Raw genomic sequence first — 16,547 nt, 5'->3', positions numbered from 1 at the left:
TTCTTTTTCGATTAGAAAGTAGCTCTTACAGTGAAACCATATCTTCTTACGGACGGGCCTGTAAAGAAGTCGATACCCTGCCCGTTACCTACACCCGTACTGGATGAGTTGGTGTCGTAGCGAACATTGTCCGGAAAGTTGATAGCCTTAAACCATAGGTTCTGCCCGGATAGCGTAAAGGAAAGACTACCGAATGGAGTCCTTTCCAACATTTTGGAAGGCAGGGAATAGCCTAAGGAAGCTTCCTGTAACCTGATTGTGGAACCGTCAAAAATGCTAAGCGGATTAATGGTTCCTCCAAAATAGGTGTTAAATCCAAGTTCAGTGGCGCTGATAGCCGTATCATTGGGCGTACCATCAGCTTTTACACCGGGGAGGATATAATTCGCTTCTCTGTCAATTGGAGTATCATCATCAACTACCCCACGACCAATCAATGCCGATGTGGTAACGGAGTAGATGTCCCCACCATGGCGATATTGCAGGTTCGCGGATAAGGTAAAGTTCTTATAGGTAATTGTGGGGATAAGCGCGGTTTGCCAATCCGGGTTTGGATCACCGATTTCCCGAATAGTTGGATCGAACAAATACCTTCCTGCATCGTTTACTACCCTGTTTCCGTTATCGTCAAATACGAAGTCCGTACCCAAAAGTACTCCAAAGGGTCTGCCCTCTACGGCATAGTTAGCGGCTTCTTCAGCAATGGCATCGGTCAAAAGAATGTTATTTGTGCCATCTGCTAAGTCAGTTACCGTAGTCTCAATGGTAGTCCAGTTACCGGCGATGTTGATGCCGATTCCACTTTCGAACTCTTTAAGGATTGCAAGATCAAAATCTATCTCGACCCCCTGCGCTTGGATTTCACCGATGTTAACCGTTGTGTCTGTAAATCCAGTGGAGCTATCCAAAGTACGGTCGGTAATCAAATCAGTTGTTCTTTTGTCAAAAAGACTAACATTCAAATTCAAACGGTTGAATAGACGAGTATCTAGACCGACTTCGAATTCCTGAATTCGCTCCGGTTTCAAATCTGCATTACCCAAAGTATTATCTACAGAGTTTGATGAGATAACGTTACCGTTTAAATCTACAAGACTTCTAGAGGTAAGTCCCAATACGCTTCGCGTGTTGAACGGCGTGGGGAAACCGGCTGATGAACCATAGCCCAAACGGAGTTTGGCATAGTTTAGAAAGTTGCCTTGAAGCCCTTCGAAGGCTGAAGTAGGTACAAAAGAGATACTTGCCCCGGGGTAGAAAATAGAGTTGTTCTCTCGTTCCAGTGTTGAGGACCAATCATTTCTACCTACTGCGTTTAAGAATAACCAATCCTTATAGCCTAAAGTCAAATCCAAATAGGCACCGACAAGGTTTTCCTCAAAGTTTTGATTGAGGTTTGGATTATTTCCTCCTCGAGTTTGAGAATTTTGGGCAGAAGGTGTGGTGAAGTTAAAATGCTCAAGTACACCAAAAACCAGTTGTCCTTGACTTTCGATACCATCTTGCCCAAATTCATCCCTTCGGCTATTTAAACCGGCAATAGCCTTTAGGTTAAGATTTTCTGAAAGATCCTTGTCAGCAGATAGAATAAGGTCATGGTTCCAAATCGTATTTCGCACACTGCTGGTTCGCAAAAGACCGATTACAGGACCATCAACCCCTCCTTTGTTTTGGCCGTAAAAGTTAAACTCACTATACGTATCCAACCCCAAACGATAGGTAAGATTCATCCAATCGTTGATTTCATAGGTAAGCGAAGTATTACCAATGAAACGATCCGTATCCTGGGATGTCTTTACATTGGCAACGGTCCAATAAGGATTCTGGATATCGTTTCCTGAGCGGTAATAGACACTTCTACCATCGGCCGCCTGGAAAGGCAGGTTGGTAAGGTCTACACTACGCGGAGTATACAGAAGGTCCCCGAAAACGGCACCTCCGTTAAAGGCGGCCCCACTACCAGTACTCACCGCGTTTGGAGGAGACTTAAATCCTGTACGAATAAAATTATATACACCGCTGATTGTAAATTTATTGGAAAGCCTTGCATTACCACCAATACTAAAGTTATTTCTAAGAAGGGTGTTTCCCGGAGTAATACCGATATCCTCGGTACGGCCATAGTTTAAATTGAAACTGGCCTTTTCCCCACCTCCCCTTACATTTATAGAGGTGCTGGTTACATAACCCGTTCTGAAGAATTCCTCAACACCATTATAAGGTTGGTACGGATAGGGATCATCCAAAAGATCTTCAAAACCGGCAATCAATGTAGGATCTGCGATAAAGTTATAAGGGTGTTGCAGAATGGCCACGCCACCTGGTCCATCACTTACAAATTGTGCAGCTTGAGAAATCCCGTCATCGTCGGCACGGTCAAAACGTGGTCCCCAGTTACTAAAGAAATAACCGAAACCTTGATGGAATCCACCACCATAATTATCTTGGTATTTTGGTAAAATGGCATCAGCAAGGAAAACGGACTGGTTAACGGTAATCTCGGTTTTGGAAGGAGCTTCGCCTGTAGCGGCACCTTTTGTAGTAATCAAGATCACACCATTTCGCCCTCTGTTACCATATAGTACTGTAGCACTTAAACCCTTAAGTACACTTACATTGGCAATGGTATTGGGATCTATATCCAGGAATCGGCTTGATTCCGTGTTACCGTCCAAAAAGGAAGTTTGGGTATTAGTCCCGGAATCTATCGGAATCCCATCTACAACGAACAATGGCTGGTTGGACTGTGTAACAGAACTGAAACCACGGATGATGATATTGGTCCCGGAACCGGATAGCCCGTTGTTATTGGTAATGTTAACACCGGCTACCTTTCCTTGTAGCACCCGTCCAATATCCGCTTCTGGCCTTGAGCTTACCTGTTCCTCGTCTACCGTAGTTACGGCATACCCCAGAGACCTTTCCTCTCTTTGGATACCCTGTGCGGTTACGACCACTTCCTCAAGGGCTTGGGCGTCTTCCTCCATTTGTACATCAATGGTGTTTGCACTCCCAACAGTAATTTCTTGGGTTCTTTGCCCAATGTAAGAAAAAACCAAAACGGCACCTACTTCCGTATCAATAGCATAGTTGCCATCGAAATCGGTTTGGGTACCTGTGGTGGTTCCTTTTACCACTACGGAAGTTCCAGGCAAAGGAAGACCGTCTTGGTCTGTCACGGTACCTGAAACCGTTTTTTCTTGTGCAAAAGATACTTGCACAATCAACGCCAGAAACAGCGTTAAAATTCCATTAAGTTTTGTTCTCATTTTTAAATTATTTGAATTAGCTACCGGCAAAAGTCATAAATTCATGTTAATAATCCAACTTTTTTTATCTTAAAGTTATGCATGCATAGCTTTTTACGCTGTTAAAAAATGGAAAAATGAAAGTAAATTCTGGTAAAATATCACATATGTACGTACCTAGATTATATATGCAACAGGTTTGAAATGCCAATAAAGAGAATACTTACAAAAAAAAGTTAAATTTTTAACAGGTACGTAAAAATCGGTTTGAGACTCTAAAAATATTCTTAAAATATCATATCCATAATTTTTCGAATAAAAAAATGAGGAATCAAAATCTGTAATGAAAATGAGTTTTCATTTGCTTCCATAAAAAGAGATGCAAAGAGCATTGTTACAGTCGAAAATTTGGTTCAAACATCTTTTCCCAAAAATATATTCTTACAAGCGCACAAAGGCATTATATGTATAGGTATTGGATCTGCTGGAAAGCTAGGGATGGTTAGGGTTTTAATGGCTATTCATAAATGGACGGGTAAATAGCTGTACATATCTGGTTAAATTAATTTAGGGTATTTAGAATGCTGGGAATTAAAAGATCGGCTTACTTTCAGTGTTTCATCAAATTGGATGGTATAGGAATGGAAAATAACGCAATCATTGGACTTGTCAATGTATTTGTTGAGTTTATGAGGCAAATTTATTGGGCCCATCGGAACAATTATCTGTGCTTTGATTTCTTGATGGCATTTAATCCTCAATCTGGGCATTACTGTACTTGCTTTGGCCCCTTAAAATAAATGGAAGTAAAATAAATTTTATACCGTTTGAATTTTTAGAAAATATCACTACATTTGCCAGCCCTTAAACAAGGGTAAATTTTAGATACATTATTATACGTAATGCCAACAATTTCACAATTAGTACGAAAAGGAAGGGCCACAATTACCAAGAAGAGTAAATCGGCTGCTTTGGATTCGTGTCCACAAAGAAGGGGTGTATGTACCCGGGTATATACCACCACTCCTAAAAAACCAAACTCTGCGATGCGAAAGGTCGCCAGGGTACGGTTGACCAACGGGAAGGAAGTCAACGCTTATATTCCAGGGGAAGGGCACAACCTCCAAGAGCACTCGATAGTATTGGTAAGAGGCGGAAGGGTGAAGGATTTGCCGGGAGTTAGGTATCACATCGTTAGGGGCGCTCTGGACACCGCGGGTGTAGCGGGGAGAACCCAACGTAGATCCAAATACGGCGCAAAAAGACCCAAAAAGTAAATTAATGGTTTCCTTGAGTTGAGCTCGTCTTTATATGAGACCTCAATTTGGAACCTTTAACTTTTTAAGAAAGCAGTAATGAGAAAAAAACAGGCAAAAAAAAGACCGCTCTTACCGGATCCCCGGTTCAACGATCAATTGGTTACCCGTTTCGTTAATATGATGATGTGGGACGGAAAAAAATCCGTTGCCTTCCATATATTTTATGGCGCCATGGATATTGTAGAGGAAAAGAAGACGGACGAGGAAAAAACAGCGTTGGATCTTTGGAAGGATGCCCTTTCCAATGTAATGCCCCATGTAGAGGTAAGAAGTAGACGTGTCGGCGGTGCAACTTTTCAAATCCCTATGCAAATCCGTCCAGATAGGAAGATATCAACCGCTATGAAGTGGTTGATAAACTACGCTAGGAAGCGAAATGAAAAAGGGATGTCCCAAAAGCTGGCAGCTGAAATCTTAGCGGCCGCCAAGGAGGAAGGAGCTGCAGTAAAGAAACGTGTGGATACACATAAAATGGCAGAGGCTAACAAAGCATTTTCCCACTTTAGATTTTAATCAAGAATGGCAAGAGATTTAAAATATACAAGGAATATTGGTATAGCAGCGCACATTGATGCTGGAAAAACCACCACAACGGAACGTATCCTTTATTATACCGGAGTGAGTCACAAGATAGGAGAGGTACATGATGGTGCGGCTACTATGGATTGGATGGAGCAGGAGCAGGAACGCGGGATTACTATTACTTCAGCGGCTACGACCTGTACCTGGAATTTCCCAATGAAAAACGGGCAGATTACTGACATTACCAAACCCTACCACTTTAATATTATTGATACTCCCGGACACGTAGATTTTACGGTTGAGGTAAATCGCTCCCTTCGTGTTTTGGACGGTCTTGTATTTCTGTTTAGTGCAGTGGATGGTGTTGAGCCACAGTCCGAGACCAACTGGAGGCTTGCGGACAATTACAAAGTGCCGCGAATGGGCTTCGTAAACAAAATGGACAGACAAGGTTCCAACTTCCTAAATGTATGTAAGCAGGTCAAGGAGATGTTGAAATCCAATGCCGTTCCTATTGTCCTGCCCATTGGAGAAGAAGCGGATTTCAAGGGGATAGTGGATTTGGTAAAGAACAGGGCCATTGTTTGGCACGAACATGATATGGGAGCCACTTTTGATGTGGTTGACATCCCAGCGGAAATGGAAGAGGAAGTCCATGAACATAGGGCGGCCTTAATAGAGGCTGTTGCCGAGTATGACGAGAACCTTATGGAGAAGTTCTTTGAGGACGAAAACTCCATTACCGAGGAGGAGGTCCATACAGCACTTAGGGCAGCAGTTATGGATATGAGTATCATACCCATGATATGCGGTTCTTCCTTTAAGAACAAGGGCGTACAGTTTCTATTGGATGCTGTATGTAGATATTTGCCTTCGCCATTGGATAAGGATGCCATTGTAGGTACCAATCCCAATACTGGTGAGGAAATTGCTAGAAAGCCCGACTTAAAAGAACCTTTTTCCGCTTTGGCCTTCAAGATTGCAACTGATCCATTTGTTGGGCGTTTGGCCTTCTTTAGGGCGTATTCCGGAAAATTGGACGCAGGTTCCTATGTTTTGAACAATCGTTCCGGCAATAAGGAAAGAATTTCCAGAATATATCAAATGCATTCCAATAAGCAGAATGCAGTATCATCCATCGGCGCGGGGGATATCGGAGCTGCTGTGGGATTCAAGGATATAAAGACAGGGGACACCCTTTCCGATGAAAAACATCCGATTATTTTAGAGAGTATGAACTTTCCCGATCCTGTAATCGGTATTGCTGTGGAGCCCAAGACAAAGGCGGATGTTGATAAGTTGGGGATGGCACTGGCGAAATTGGCCGAAGAGGATCCCACTTTTCAGGTAAAGACGGATGAGGCTTCGGGCCAAACCATTATTTCTGGAATGGGAGAACTTCATTTGGACATTATCGTAGACCGACTACGACGTGAGTTCAAGGTAGAAGTGAACCAAGGACAGCCGCAGGTCGAGTACAAGGAAGCATTGACCGCTTCCGCGGACCATAGGGAAGTTTATAAGAAACAGACCGGTGGGCGTGGTAAATTTGCGGATATTGTTTTTACCATGGAACCGGCAAGCGAAGAAACCAAGGCAGGTCTGGAATTTGTGAATGAGATAAAGGGAGGTAATATTCCCCGCGAATATATCCCATCCGTTGAAAAAGGTTTTAAGGAAGCCATGAAAAATGGACCTTTGGCCGGATTCGAGATGGACAGCATGAAGATTGTTCTTAAGGATGGCTCTTTTCACCCGGTGGATTCCGATTCACTTTCTTTTGAATTGGCAGCCAAATTGGGTTACAAGGAAGCAGCCAAAAAAGCACGGGCCGTTCTAATGGAACCCATCATGAAATTGGAGGTATTGACGCCAGAAGAGAATATGGGTGACATTGTCGGCGATCTTAATAGAAGAAGAGGTCAGGTAAACAATATGGATGACAGGGCCGGTTCCAAGGTGATAAAGGCCGAGGTTCCGCTTTCTGAAATGTTCGGATACGTTACCGCTCTCCGTACGTTGTCATCCGGTAGGGCCACTTCAACAATGGAATTTTCGCATTATGCGGAAACACCATCCAATATCGCTGAAGAAGTAATAAAGGCAGCTAAAGGGGTAACCGCTTAATTCTAGGAAAGATGAGTCAAAAAATTAGGATAAAACTAAAATCGTACGATCACAACTTGGTGGATAAGTCCGCTGAAAAAATCGTAAAAACGGTTAAGACAACGGGAGCGGTGGTTACAGGTCCCATTCCCTTGCCGACGCATAAAAAGATATTTACCGTGTTGCGTTCGCCACACGTAAATAAAAAATCTCGGGAACAGTTTCAATTGAGCTCGTACAAGCGACTTTTGGATATTTACAGTTCCTCCTCAAAAACCATTGATGCACTAATGAAATTGGAGCTACCCAGTGGTGTAGAGGTAGAGATTAAGGTATAGTTTTGATTTCCTGCTGGTGCGGGAACGACATGTCCGGAGCTGCGAGCGAAGGAAAAACGGGAAAAAATTAATTCAGGGTTGAATGATTTTTGACCCTATTTTTTTGAAAAGTAATAAGAGTATTACACTAAATTTTTAATAGTAACGGATGAAGGTTTTTCAGTGCGAAAACCCAAAATCCAAAATCTAAATCAGTATGTCTGGGTTAATTGGAAAAAAAGTAGGCATGACCAGCATCTTTGACGAAAATGGAAAGAACATTCCATGTACCGTTATCGAAGCCGGACCATGTGTAGTTACCCAAGTCAGAACCGAAGAGGTGGACGGGTACAGTGCCCTTCAGCTTGGTTTCGATGACAAGGCAGAAAAGCGTGCGAACAAGGCTGAATCCGGCCACTTTAAGAAAGCAGGCGCATCTCCCAAAAAGAAAGTCGTTGAATTCCGGGATTTTGAAGGTGAGTTTAAATTAGGGGATACCATCGGAGTCGATGTATTTGTGGAAGGAGAATTCGTGGATGTGGTTGGCACTTCCAAAGGAAAGGGCTTTCAAGGTGTGGTCAAAAGACACGGTTTTGGAGGGGTCGGTCAATCGACACATGGGCAACATAACAGATTGAGGGCTCCCGGATCCATTGGTGCGGCATCAACACCCTCCAGGGTATTTAAAGGGATGCGAATGGCAGGTAGAATGGGGGGTGATCGGGTAACCGTTCAAAACCTAAGGGTTCTAAAAATAGTGCCTGAGAAAAATCTTATTGTTGTTAAAGGATGTGTCCCCGGTCATAAAAATGCATACGTAACTATTGAGAAGTAATGAAGGTAGCAGTTTTAGATATCAAAGGAAAAGACACAGGTAGAAAGGCAGACCTTTCTGATGCAGTCTTTGCAATAGAGCCCAACGAACATGCCGTGTACTTGGATGTAAAGCAGTATATGGCACATCAAAGACAAGGTACACATAAGGCCAAGGAGCGTGGTGAGATAGCCGGAAGTACGCGAAAGATTAAGAAACAGAAAGGTACCGGTACGGCACGGGCCGGTAGTATAAAGTCTCCTGTCTTTAGGGGTGGAGGCCGTATTTTCGGACCGAGACCGAAGAATTATTCCCAAAAACTGAACAAAAATGTAAAGCGTTTGGCCCGGAAATCGGCCTTAAGTATGAAAACGAGGGACAAGGCGATTTTGGTAGTCGAGGACTTTGATTTTGAAGTGCCAAGGACCAAGGATTTCATTCAAGTTTTGAAGTCTTTGGGGCTCGAAAACAAAAAATCTTTGTTTGTGTTGGGCCATTCAAATAATAGCGTATATTTGTCTTCGCGTAATTTGAAGGGTTCAGAGGTCTTAACTAGTTCAGAATTAAGCACTTACAAAATTTTAAACGCCAATAATATTGTGCTGTTGGAAGGTGCTTTGGAAGGGCTTGAGACCAATCTAAATAAATAAGAAGACCATGAGTGTGTTGATAAAGCCTATAATAACCGAAAAGATGACTGCAGATAGCGAGTTATACAACCGCTATGGTTTCTTTGTGGATCCCAAGGCGAACAAATTACAGATCAAGGATGCCGTAGAGGCCACTTATGGGGTTTCGGTCAAAAAGGTGCGAACCATGAATTATGGACCGACCCGAAAATCCAGATACACCAAAACAGGGGTGCAGCATGGTAAAACAAATGCCTTGAAAAAGGCTATTGTAGATGTAGCGGATGGAGATATCATCGATTTTTACAGTAATCTATAAAGACAAGGAATGTCAGTTAGAAAATTAAAACCGATAACTCCCGGACAGCGTTTTAGAGTAGTAAATGGATTTGACGCGATTACTACTGATAAGCCGGAGAAAAGCTTGCTTGCTCCGTTAAAGAAGTCGGGAGGTAGAAACAGTCAAGGCAAAATGACCATACGCCATAGGGGCGGTGGACATAAAAGGAGGTATAGAATAATCGATTTCAAAAGGGACAAACAGGATGTTGACGCTACGGTGAAATCCATCCAATATGATCCCAACAGGACTGCTTTCATCGCCCTAGTGGAATATTCCGATGGTGAAAAGCGCTATATCATAGCTCAAAATGGCCTTCAAGTAGATCAAAAAATTTCCTCTGGGAAGGGTGTGGCTCCAGAAATAGGTAATGCCTTGCCCTTAAGCGAAATACCATTGGGAACCATTATTTCATGTATCGAATTGCGTCCTGGACAGGGAGCAGTAATGGCAAGAAGTGCTGGCGCCTTTGCCCAGTTAATGGCAAGGGAAGGGAAATATGCTACTGTAAAATTGCCTTCTGGAGAAACTAGGTTGGTTCTATCCAGTTGCTTGGCTACGATCGGTGCGGTATCTAATTCCGATCATCAGCTGATTGTATCCGGTAAGGCCGGTAGAAGCAGGTGGCTCGGTAGAAGGCCCAGAACACGGCCCGTAGCCATGAACCCTGTGGATCACCCCATGGGTGGTGGTGAAGGAAGGGCCTCTGGAGGTCATCCTAGATCCAAGAACGGCATCCCGGCCAAAGGATATAGGACACGTTCCAAGACCAAGGATACCAACAGATACATAATAGAACGTAGAAAGAAATAAAATTAGAAAGAAGAATAAATGGCACGTTCATTAAAAAAAGGACCTTACGTTCATTATAGTTTAGAGAAAAAGATTCAACAGAATGCGGCTTCTGGAAAGAAAAGCGTCATTAAGACGTGGTCCAGGGCCTCAATGATAACACCTGATTTTGTCGGTCTCACCATCGCGGTTCACAATGGGCGACAGTTTGTACCGGTCTATATCACTGAAAACATGGTGGGCCATAAGTTGGGAGAATTTTCGCCTACCCGATCTTTTAGAGGCCATGCAGGTGCAAAGAACAAAGGTAAAAAGTAAGCTATGGGAGTTCGAAAAAGACAGATGGCCGAAAGACTAAAGGCAGAAAAGAAACAAATGGCATTTGCGAAGCTTAATAACTGCCCAACATCACCACGTAAAATGCGCCTAGTAGCGGACCTGATCCGCGGTGAAGGCGTTGAAAAAGCGTTGGCAATCTTAAGGTTTAATCCCAAGGAAGCCTCACGTAGGTTGGAAAAGTTGTTGCTTTCGGCTTTGGCGAATTGGGAAGCCAAGAACGAGGATGCCAATGTTGAGGATGCGGAGCTTTTTATCAAGGAAATTAGGGTAGACAGTGCAGGCATGCTAAAGCGATTACGACCTGCCCCACAAGGAAGGGCACATAGAATAAGAAAGCGTTCCAACCATGTAACATTGGTTTTGGGATCTAATAATAATATGGAAAGTTAGGATGGGACAAAAAACAAATCCAATAGGAAATCGTCTTGGAATCATCAGAGGGTGGGAATCCAACTGGTATGGAGGAAACGATTACGGTGAAAAATTGGCCGAAGACGAAAAAATACGGAAATATATACATGCACGTCTTTCAAAAGCAAGTGTGTCCCGGGTAATTATTGAACGTACGTTAAAATTGATTACTGTCACCATCACTACGGCCAGACCTGGTATCATCATTGGTAAAGGCGGACAGGAAGTAGATAAATTAAAGGAGGAGCTTAAGAAGATTACCAATAAAGAGGTCCAAATCAATATCTACGAAATTAAAAGACCGGAGTTGGACGCAAATTTGGTTGCGGCCAGTATAGCTCGTCAGATAGAAAGTAGAATATCGTTCAGGCGCGCTATAAAAATGGCTATTGCCGCGGCTATACGTATGAATGCCGAGGGCATTAAGGTGCAAATATCGGGACGTTTGAACGGAGCGGAAATGGCAAGATCCGAGTCTTATAAAGAAGGCCGTATTCCCTTATCGACCTTTAGGGCAGATATTGATTATGCCATGCAGGAAGCTCATACGACATATGGAAGACTGGGTATTAAGGTATGGATCATGAAGGGCGAGGTCTATGGTAAGCGGGAGCTTTCCCCGTTGGTAGGTATGTCCAAGGGCCAGGGCAAGGGAGGCAAACAGGATGGAGGAAGGAAACCACGCCGTAGAAAGTAATTTTTTAAAGAAGTAGAAAATGTTACAGCCAAAAAGAACCAAGTATCGCAAAATGCAGAAAGGCCGTATGAAAGGTAATGCCGGAAGAGGGCATCAACTTTCAAATGGTATGTTCGGTATAAAGACCTTGGATTCAAAGTTTATAACATCCAGACAAATCGAGGCAGCCCGTATTGCGGCAACACGATATATGAAAAGGGAAGGGCAATTATGGATAAAGATTTTCCCGGATAAGCCCATTACCAAAAAACCTTTGGAAGTGCGTATGGGTAAAGGTAAAGGAGCCCCGGAATATTTTGTGGCCATTGTAAAACCGGGAAGGGTTCTCTTTGAGGTGGCCGGTGTTCCTATGGATATCGCCAAGGAAGCATTACGCTTGGCGGCACAAAAATTACCGGTCAGAACAAAATTTATCGTTGCACGAGATTACGAGCACAACGATTAATCGTAAGGTGATATGAAAAAACAAGAGATAAAACAAATGTCGGCAGAAGAGCTTACGGAAAAACTGGCCGAGTTTAAAAAGCAACATGCGGACTTGAAAATGGCCCATTTTGTAACACCCTTGGAAAACCCACTTCAGATAAGGAAGGTAAGGAGAACAATAGCAAGATTGGCAACGGAATTAACTAATAGGGAAAACCAATAATTGGTTCTGCTTTATGGAAAAAAGAAACTTAAGAAAAGAGAGAATAGGGGTCGTGACGAGTGACAGGATGGAGAAATCCATTGTGGTATCGGAAGTCAAAAGGGTTAAACATCCCATGTACGGTAAGTTCGTATTAAAGACGAAAAAATACGTAGCACATGATGAGAAGAACGATTGCAACGTTGGAGATACCGTAAAAATTATGGAGACCCGTCCTTTGAGTAAGACCAAATGTTGGAGGTTAGTAGAAATTTTGGAAAGAGCTAAATAATTATGTTACAGCAAGAATCTAGGCTAAAGGTAGCGGACAACACAGGGGCAAAGGAAGTTTTGACCATTCGAGTGCTCGGGGGAACAAAAAGAAGATATGCTTCCATTGGGGACAAAATAGTGGTTACCGTTAAGGAAGCAACTCCCAATGGGGGAATAAAGAAAGGAGCTGTTTCCACGGCCGTTGTGGTAAGGACCAAAAAAGAGGTAAGGAGACCGGATGGTTCTTACATACGTTTTGATGACAATGCCTGTGTATTGTTGAATCCGACAGGAGAAATGAGAGGGACCCGGGTTTTTGGACCAGTGGCCAGGGAGCTTCGCGAAAAACAATTCATGAAAATTGTATCCTTGGCACCTGAGGTACTATAACATTGTATTGGAGATGAGAAAGTTAAAAGTTAAAACGGGAGATACAGTACGGATTATTGCCGGTGACCACAAAGGGACCGAAGGCAAGATTTTAAGTGTTGATATCAAGAAGAACAAGGCAATAGTGGAAGGGGCCAATATGGTTTCCAAACATGAAAAGCCAAGTGCCAAAAACCCACAAGGTGGCATTATTAAAAAAGAGGCACCCATCCATATTTCCAATCTATCCTTGATCGATACAAAGTCTGGGGAAACGACGAGGGTCGGATTTGAGATTAGGGATGGAAAGAAAGTGCGAGTTTCCAAAAAATCGAATGAAGTAATTTAGTTATGGCTTACGTAGCAAGGTTAAAGAAAGAATATAGTGAGCGAATCATAGATGCGTTGAAGCAGGAATTCGGTTACAAGAATGTAATGGAGGTACCGAAGCTGAAAAAGATTGTGGTCAGTAGAGGAGTCGGTGCCGCGGTCGCAGATAAGAAATTGATCGATCATGCCGTTGAGGAGCTGGGCATTATTACCGGCCAAAAAGCGGTCGCCACGATTTCCAAAAAGGATGTGGCTGCCTTTAAGTTGAGAAAGGGAATGCCCATTGGTGCCAAGGTTACACTTCGTGGAGAGCGGATGTATGAGTTCTTGGACAGACTTGTTACAACAGCCCTGCCTCGCGTAAGGGATTTTCAGGGAATAAAGGCTACGGGTTTTGACGGACGGGGAAATTATAACCTGGGCGTAACGGAGCAGATTATTTTTCCGGAAATCAATATTGACAAAATCAACAGGATTAACGGTATGGATATCACCTTTGTAACTTCCGCAAATACGGATAAGGAGGCAAAATCATTGTTAACGGAATTGGGGTTACCTTTTAAAAAGAATTAATATGGCTAAAGAATCAATGAAGGCCCGTGAAAGGAAAAGGGCGAGAACGGTTGCTAAATATGCTGAAAAGCGAAAGGCTTTGAAAGAGGCCGGAGATTATGAAGCATTGCAAAAATTGCCGAGAAATGCCTCCCCGGTTCGTATGCATAACCGTTGTAAATTGACAGGAAGACCCAAAGGATATATGCGGACTTTCGGGATTTCCAGGGTTATGTTCAGGGAGATGGCCAATAAAGGATTGATTCCGGGGGTCAAAAAAGCCAGTTGGTAGTTTATATTTTTTTAATTCTGAATACAGATAGATATTCTTAAGTAAAGAGAAATGGTTACAGATACGATAGCAGATTATTTAACAAGGGTTAGGAACGCAAGTAGGGCCGGACATCGTGTGGTTGAAATTCCTGCCTCCAACCTTAAAAAGGAAATAACCAAGATACTCTTTGACCAAGGGTATATCTTAAGTTACAAGTTTGAGGATAACGATGTACAGGGTACGATCAAAATAGCCCTTAAATATGATAGGGTTACCAAGGAACCGGTTATAAAGAAGATTCAGCGTGTAAGTAAGCCTGGATTACGTAAGTATGCGAGTTCCGAGGATTTACCCCGTGTACTTAACGGGTTGGGAATTGCCATAGTGTCTACCTCCCATGGAGTAATGACCAGTAAACAGGCCAAAAATGATAATGTTGGCGGAGAGGTCTTGTGCTACGTGTATTAATTAAGTTTAGTAAAGAAGAAAAAATGTCTAGAATAGGTAATAGCCCAATAGCGATTCCTGAAGGAGTAACCATAGAGGTCAATGATACTATGGTTACGGTAAAGGGCAAACTTGGTGAGTTGACTCAGGAATATTCCGGAGTATCCATAAAGGTTGAGGATGGCCAGATATCGGTTGCGCGACCTTCAGATACAAAGGAACATAAGGCCAAACATGGATTGTACCGATCTCTTATCAACAATATGGTAGAAGGTGTTTCCAAAGGGTGGACCAAGGAATTGGAACTGGTAGGTGTAGGATATAGGGCATCCAATCAAGGACAGAAACTAGACCTTGCCTTGGGATTCTCCCATAACATTGTAATGGACTTGGCACCTGAAGTGAAAGTGGAGACTACCTCGGAAAAAGGAAAAAATCCGATTATAAAATTGACCTCCCATGACAAACAGTTGGTGGGACAAATAGCGGCCAAAATACGTTCTTTCCGCAAACCGGAACCTTATAAAGGAAAAGGTATCAAATTTGTAGGTGAGCAATTAAGAAGAAAAGCAGGTAAATCAGCTTAATATTACAAGCAATGGCATTATCAAAGACCGAAAGAAAATATAGGATAAGGAAGAGAATACGCAAAGTATCCTCCGGAACGGCTGAGAGGCCACGCTTATCCGTTTTTAGAAGTAACAGTGAAATCTATGTCCAGGTTATTGACGACAGGAAAGGTGAGACTTTGGCCGCAGCCTCTTCAAGAGACAAGGATTTGGGCAAGGCAAAAGGGACAAAAACGGAAGTGTCCGCTTTGGTAGGTAAAGCCATTGCGGAAAAGTGCATCAAGGCAGGTATTGAAAAAGTGGCCTTCGATAGGGGCGGAAATCTGTATCATGGAAGGGTAAAAGCTTTGGCCGAAGGCGCCAGGGAAGCAGGACTAAAATTTTAAGATTAGGTATGTACCAGAAATACAAAAATGTTGAGACCGTTAAGCCAGGAGGCTTGGAATTAAAGGATAGACTGGTCGGCGTCCAAAGGGTTACCAAAGTGACCAAAGGTGGAAGGGCTTTTGGTTTTTCCGCTATAGTTGTTGTTGGTGATGAAAATGGTGTTGTGGGACATGGTTTGGGCAAGTCCAAGGAAGTGGCCACGGCTATTGCCAAAGCTATTGAGGATGCAAAGAAAAACCTTATTCGCATCCCCTTGAATAAAGGTACATTACCCCATGAGCAAAAAGGAAAATATGGAGGGGCTCGGGTGTATATTCAGCCAGCTTCCCACGGTACCGGGGTAATTGCCGGAGGAGCTGTAAGGGCGGTGTTGGAATCTGTAGGGGTACAAGATGTATTGTCAAAATCCCAGGGATCATCCAACCCACATAACGTGGTAAAGGCGACTTTTGATGCTTTGCTTCAACTTAGGGATGCCCGGACCGTTGCAAGGCAAAGAGGTATTTCCCTGGAAAAAGTGTTTAAAGGATAATTGTAAGGATAATGGCAAAGATCAAGGTAAAACAGGTTAGGAGTAGCATCAAGCGGCCACAAAATCAAAAAAGGACTTTGAAAGCGCTTGGTTTGCGAAAAATAGGGCAGGTAGTGGAGCATGATGATACACCCAATATCCTAGGCATGATAAATAAAGTAAAACATTTGGTTTCTACCGAAGGGGCTTAATATAGAGGACCATGAATTTAAGTAATTTAAAACCAGCCAAAGGTGCTGTACATAAAGAAGGCAAAAGAGTAGGAAGAGGTCAGGGCTCCGGAAAGGGAGGTACAGCTACTAGAGGCCATAAAGGGGCAAAATCAAGATCTGGATATTCCAAAAAAATAGGTTTTGAAGGAGGTCAAATGCCACTGCAAAGACGGGTTCCCAAATTTGGGTTTACCAATATCAACCGAAAAGAGTACCAGGGTATAAATTTGGATACCTTACAAGATCTGGTTGATAGAAAGGTCATAAAGGATACAGTTACTTTGGACACCTTAATCGAAAATAGATTGGCCCGTAAAAATGATTTGGTCAAGATTTTGGGAAGAGGGGAGTTAAAGACCTCCCTTAAGGTTTCCGTGCATAAATTTACTGCCAGTGCCAAAGCGGCGATAGAGGCTGCCGGCGGAGAGGCAATAAGTTTATAA

At 43.1% G+C, this 16,547-nt stretch carries 25 protein-coding genes; 24 read left to right on the top strand and 1 reads right to left on the bottom strand.

The window, feature by feature from the left end; genetic code table 11:
• Nucleotides 1–11 precede the first annotated feature (11 nt).
• Nucleotides 12–3,266, bottom strand: coding sequence for a SusC/RagA family TonB-linked outer membrane protein (locus Q0993_RS09165; protein WP_299532102.1), 3,255 nt, complete (start codon nucleotides 3,264–3,266; stop codon nucleotides 12–14).
• Between the two features lie 881 nt (nucleotides 3,267–4,147).
• Here Q0993_RS09165 and rpsL point away from each other — a divergent pair.
• From rpsL to rplO, 24 genes are all read left to right on the top strand, one after another.
• The gene (rpsL, locus tag Q0993_RS09160) at nucleotides 4,148–4,522 is read left to right on the top strand and encodes a 30S ribosomal protein S12 (protein ID WP_013305196.1); all 375 of its coding nucleotides are present in this window, start codon (nucleotides 4,148–4,150) and stop codon (nucleotides 4,520–4,522) included.
• A gap of 78 nt (nucleotides 4,523–4,600) precedes the next feature.
• The gene (gene rpsG / locus Q0993_RS09155; RefSeq protein ID WP_299532100.1) at nucleotides 4,601–5,077 is read left to right on the top strand and encodes a 30S ribosomal protein S7; all 477 of its coding nucleotides are present in this window, start codon (nucleotides 4,601–4,603) and stop codon (nucleotides 5,075–5,077) included.
• A 6-nt stretch (nucleotides 5,078–5,083) separates the two neighbouring features.
• Nucleotides 5,084–7,213 (top strand): elongation factor G, encoded by a 2,130-nt coding sequence (gene fusA, locus Q0993_RS09150; RefSeq protein ID WP_299532098.1) that lies wholly within the window; start codon nucleotides 5,084–5,086, stop codon nucleotides 7,211–7,213.
• Between the two features lie 11 nt (nucleotides 7,214–7,224).
• A complete protein-coding gene (gene rpsJ / locus Q0993_RS09145) occupies nucleotides 7,225–7,530 on the top strand; it encodes a 30S ribosomal protein S10 (RefSeq protein ID WP_007094989.1) in 306 nt (101 codons plus the stop codon).
• A 196-nt stretch (nucleotides 7,531–7,726) separates the two neighbouring features.
• The gene (rplC, locus tag Q0993_RS09140; RefSeq protein ID WP_299532096.1) at nucleotides 7,727–8,344 is read left to right on the top strand and encodes a 50S ribosomal protein L3; all 618 of its coding nucleotides are present in this window, start codon (nucleotides 7,727–7,729) and stop codon (nucleotides 8,342–8,344) included.
• Nucleotides 8,344–8,973, top strand: coding sequence for a 50S ribosomal protein L4 (gene rplD, locus Q0993_RS09135; RefSeq protein WP_299532094.1), 630 nt, complete (start codon nucleotides 8,344–8,346; stop codon nucleotides 8,971–8,973). Before rplC ends, rplD begins: the two co-directional genes overlap by 1 nt.
• A 7-nt stretch (nucleotides 8,974–8,980) precedes the next feature.
• A complete protein-coding gene (gene rplW, locus Q0993_RS09130) occupies nucleotides 8,981–9,271 on the top strand; it encodes a 50S ribosomal protein L23 (protein WP_120712442.1) in 291 nt (96 codons plus the stop codon).
• A gap of 9 nt (nucleotides 9,272–9,280) precedes the next feature.
• The gene (rplB, locus tag Q0993_RS09125) at nucleotides 9,281–10,105 is read left to right on the top strand and encodes a 50S ribosomal protein L2 (protein WP_299532091.1); all 825 of its coding nucleotides are present in this window, start codon (nucleotides 9,281–9,283) and stop codon (nucleotides 10,103–10,105) included.
• Between the two features lie 18 nt (nucleotides 10,106–10,123).
• A complete protein-coding gene (gene rpsS, locus Q0993_RS09120) occupies nucleotides 10,124–10,402 on the top strand; it encodes a 30S ribosomal protein S19 (protein WP_120712444.1) in 279 nt (92 codons plus the stop codon).
• A 3-nt stretch (nucleotides 10,403–10,405) separates the two neighbouring features.
• Nucleotides 10,406–10,813: a 50S ribosomal protein L22 gene (gene rplV, locus Q0993_RS09115; protein ID WP_299532085.1), complete on the top strand. Its 408-nt coding sequence runs from the start codon at nucleotides 10,406–10,408 to the stop codon at nucleotides 10,811–10,813.
• 1 nt (nucleotide 10,814) lies between these two features.
• Nucleotides 10,815–11,531, top strand: a complete 717-nt coding sequence (rpsC, locus tag Q0993_RS09110; RefSeq protein ID WP_282162319.1) for a 30S ribosomal protein S3 — start codon at nucleotides 10,815–10,817, stop codon at nucleotides 11,529–11,531.
• A gap of 19 nt (nucleotides 11,532–11,550) precedes the next feature.
• The gene (rplP, locus tag Q0993_RS09105; protein ID WP_299532080.1) at nucleotides 11,551–11,976 is read left to right on the top strand and encodes a 50S ribosomal protein L16; all 426 of its coding nucleotides are present in this window, start codon (nucleotides 11,551–11,553) and stop codon (nucleotides 11,974–11,976) included.
• A gap of 12 nt (nucleotides 11,977–11,988) precedes the next feature.
• Nucleotides 11,989–12,180, top strand: a complete 192-nt coding sequence (gene rpmC, locus Q0993_RS09100; RefSeq protein WP_299532078.1) for a 50S ribosomal protein L29 — start codon at nucleotides 11,989–11,991, stop codon at nucleotides 12,178–12,180.
• Between the two features lie 13 nt (nucleotides 12,181–12,193).
• A complete protein-coding gene (gene rpsQ / locus Q0993_RS09095) occupies nucleotides 12,194–12,451 on the top strand; it encodes a 30S ribosomal protein S17 (RefSeq protein ID WP_299532076.1) in 258 nt (85 codons plus the stop codon).
• 2 nt (nucleotides 12,452–12,453) lie between these two features.
• Entirely contained in the window at nucleotides 12,454–12,822 is a 369-nt protein-coding gene (gene rplN, locus Q0993_RS09090) for a 50S ribosomal protein L14 (RefSeq protein WP_120712450.1), read from the top strand.
• 13 nt (nucleotides 12,823–12,835) lie between these two features.
• The gene (gene rplX, locus Q0993_RS09085; RefSeq protein WP_299532072.1) at nucleotides 12,836–13,150 is read left to right on the top strand and encodes a 50S ribosomal protein L24; all 315 of its coding nucleotides are present in this window, start codon (nucleotides 12,836–12,838) and stop codon (nucleotides 13,148–13,150) included.
• Between the two features lie 2 nt (nucleotides 13,151–13,152).
• Nucleotides 13,153–13,704, top strand: coding sequence for a 50S ribosomal protein L5 (rplE, locus tag Q0993_RS09080; RefSeq protein ID WP_299532070.1), 552 nt, complete (start codon nucleotides 13,153–13,155; stop codon nucleotides 13,702–13,704).
• Nucleotide 13,705: 1 nt separating this feature from the next.
• A complete protein-coding gene (gene rpsN / locus Q0993_RS09075; RefSeq protein WP_013993870.1) occupies nucleotides 13,706–13,975 on the top strand; it encodes a 30S ribosomal protein S14 in 270 nt (89 codons plus the stop codon).
• Nucleotides 13,976–14,026: 51 nt separating this feature from the next.
• The gene (rpsH, locus tag Q0993_RS09070; RefSeq protein ID WP_299532066.1) at nucleotides 14,027–14,425 is read left to right on the top strand and encodes a 30S ribosomal protein S8; all 399 of its coding nucleotides are present in this window, start codon (nucleotides 14,027–14,029) and stop codon (nucleotides 14,423–14,425) included.
• A 23-nt stretch (nucleotides 14,426–14,448) separates the two neighbouring features.
• On the top strand, nucleotides 14,449–14,991 hold the full coding sequence (rplF, locus tag Q0993_RS09065) for a 50S ribosomal protein L6 (RefSeq protein WP_299532064.1): 543 nt from the start codon (nucleotides 14,449–14,451) through the stop codon (nucleotides 14,989–14,991).
• A gap of 11 nt (nucleotides 14,992–15,002) precedes the next feature.
• Nucleotides 15,003–15,359 carry a 50S ribosomal protein L18 gene (gene rplR, locus Q0993_RS09060; RefSeq protein ID WP_299532062.1) on the top strand — a complete coding sequence of 119 codons (357 nt, stop codon included), beginning with the start codon at nucleotides 15,003–15,005 and terminating at the stop codon, nucleotides 15,357–15,359.
• An 8-nt stretch (nucleotides 15,360–15,367) separates the two neighbouring features.
• Nucleotides 15,368–15,892, top strand: a complete 525-nt coding sequence (gene rpsE / locus Q0993_RS09055) for a 30S ribosomal protein S5 (RefSeq protein ID WP_120712456.1) — start codon at nucleotides 15,368–15,370, stop codon at nucleotides 15,890–15,892.
• An 11-nt stretch (nucleotides 15,893–15,903) separates the two neighbouring features.
• Nucleotides 15,904–16,083 carry a 50S ribosomal protein L30 gene (rpmD, locus tag Q0993_RS09050; RefSeq protein ID WP_299532058.1) on the top strand — a complete coding sequence of 60 codons (180 nt, stop codon included), beginning with the start codon at nucleotides 15,904–15,906 and terminating at the stop codon, nucleotides 16,081–16,083.
• A gap of 11 nt (nucleotides 16,084–16,094) precedes the next feature.
• Nucleotides 16,095–16,547 (top strand): 50S ribosomal protein L15, encoded by a 453-nt coding sequence (gene rplO / locus Q0993_RS09045; RefSeq protein WP_299532056.1) that lies wholly within the window; start codon nucleotides 16,095–16,097, stop codon nucleotides 16,545–16,547.

The sequence above is a fragment of the Ulvibacterium sp. genome, assembly GCF_028285715.1.
In the GTDB taxonomy this organism is placed as follows: domain Bacteria; phylum Bacteroidota; class Bacteroidia; order Flavobacteriales; family Flavobacteriaceae; genus Ulvibacterium.
Note: the sequence above shows the minus strand (reverse complement) of the source record. Positions and strands in the feature narration are given on the sequence as shown.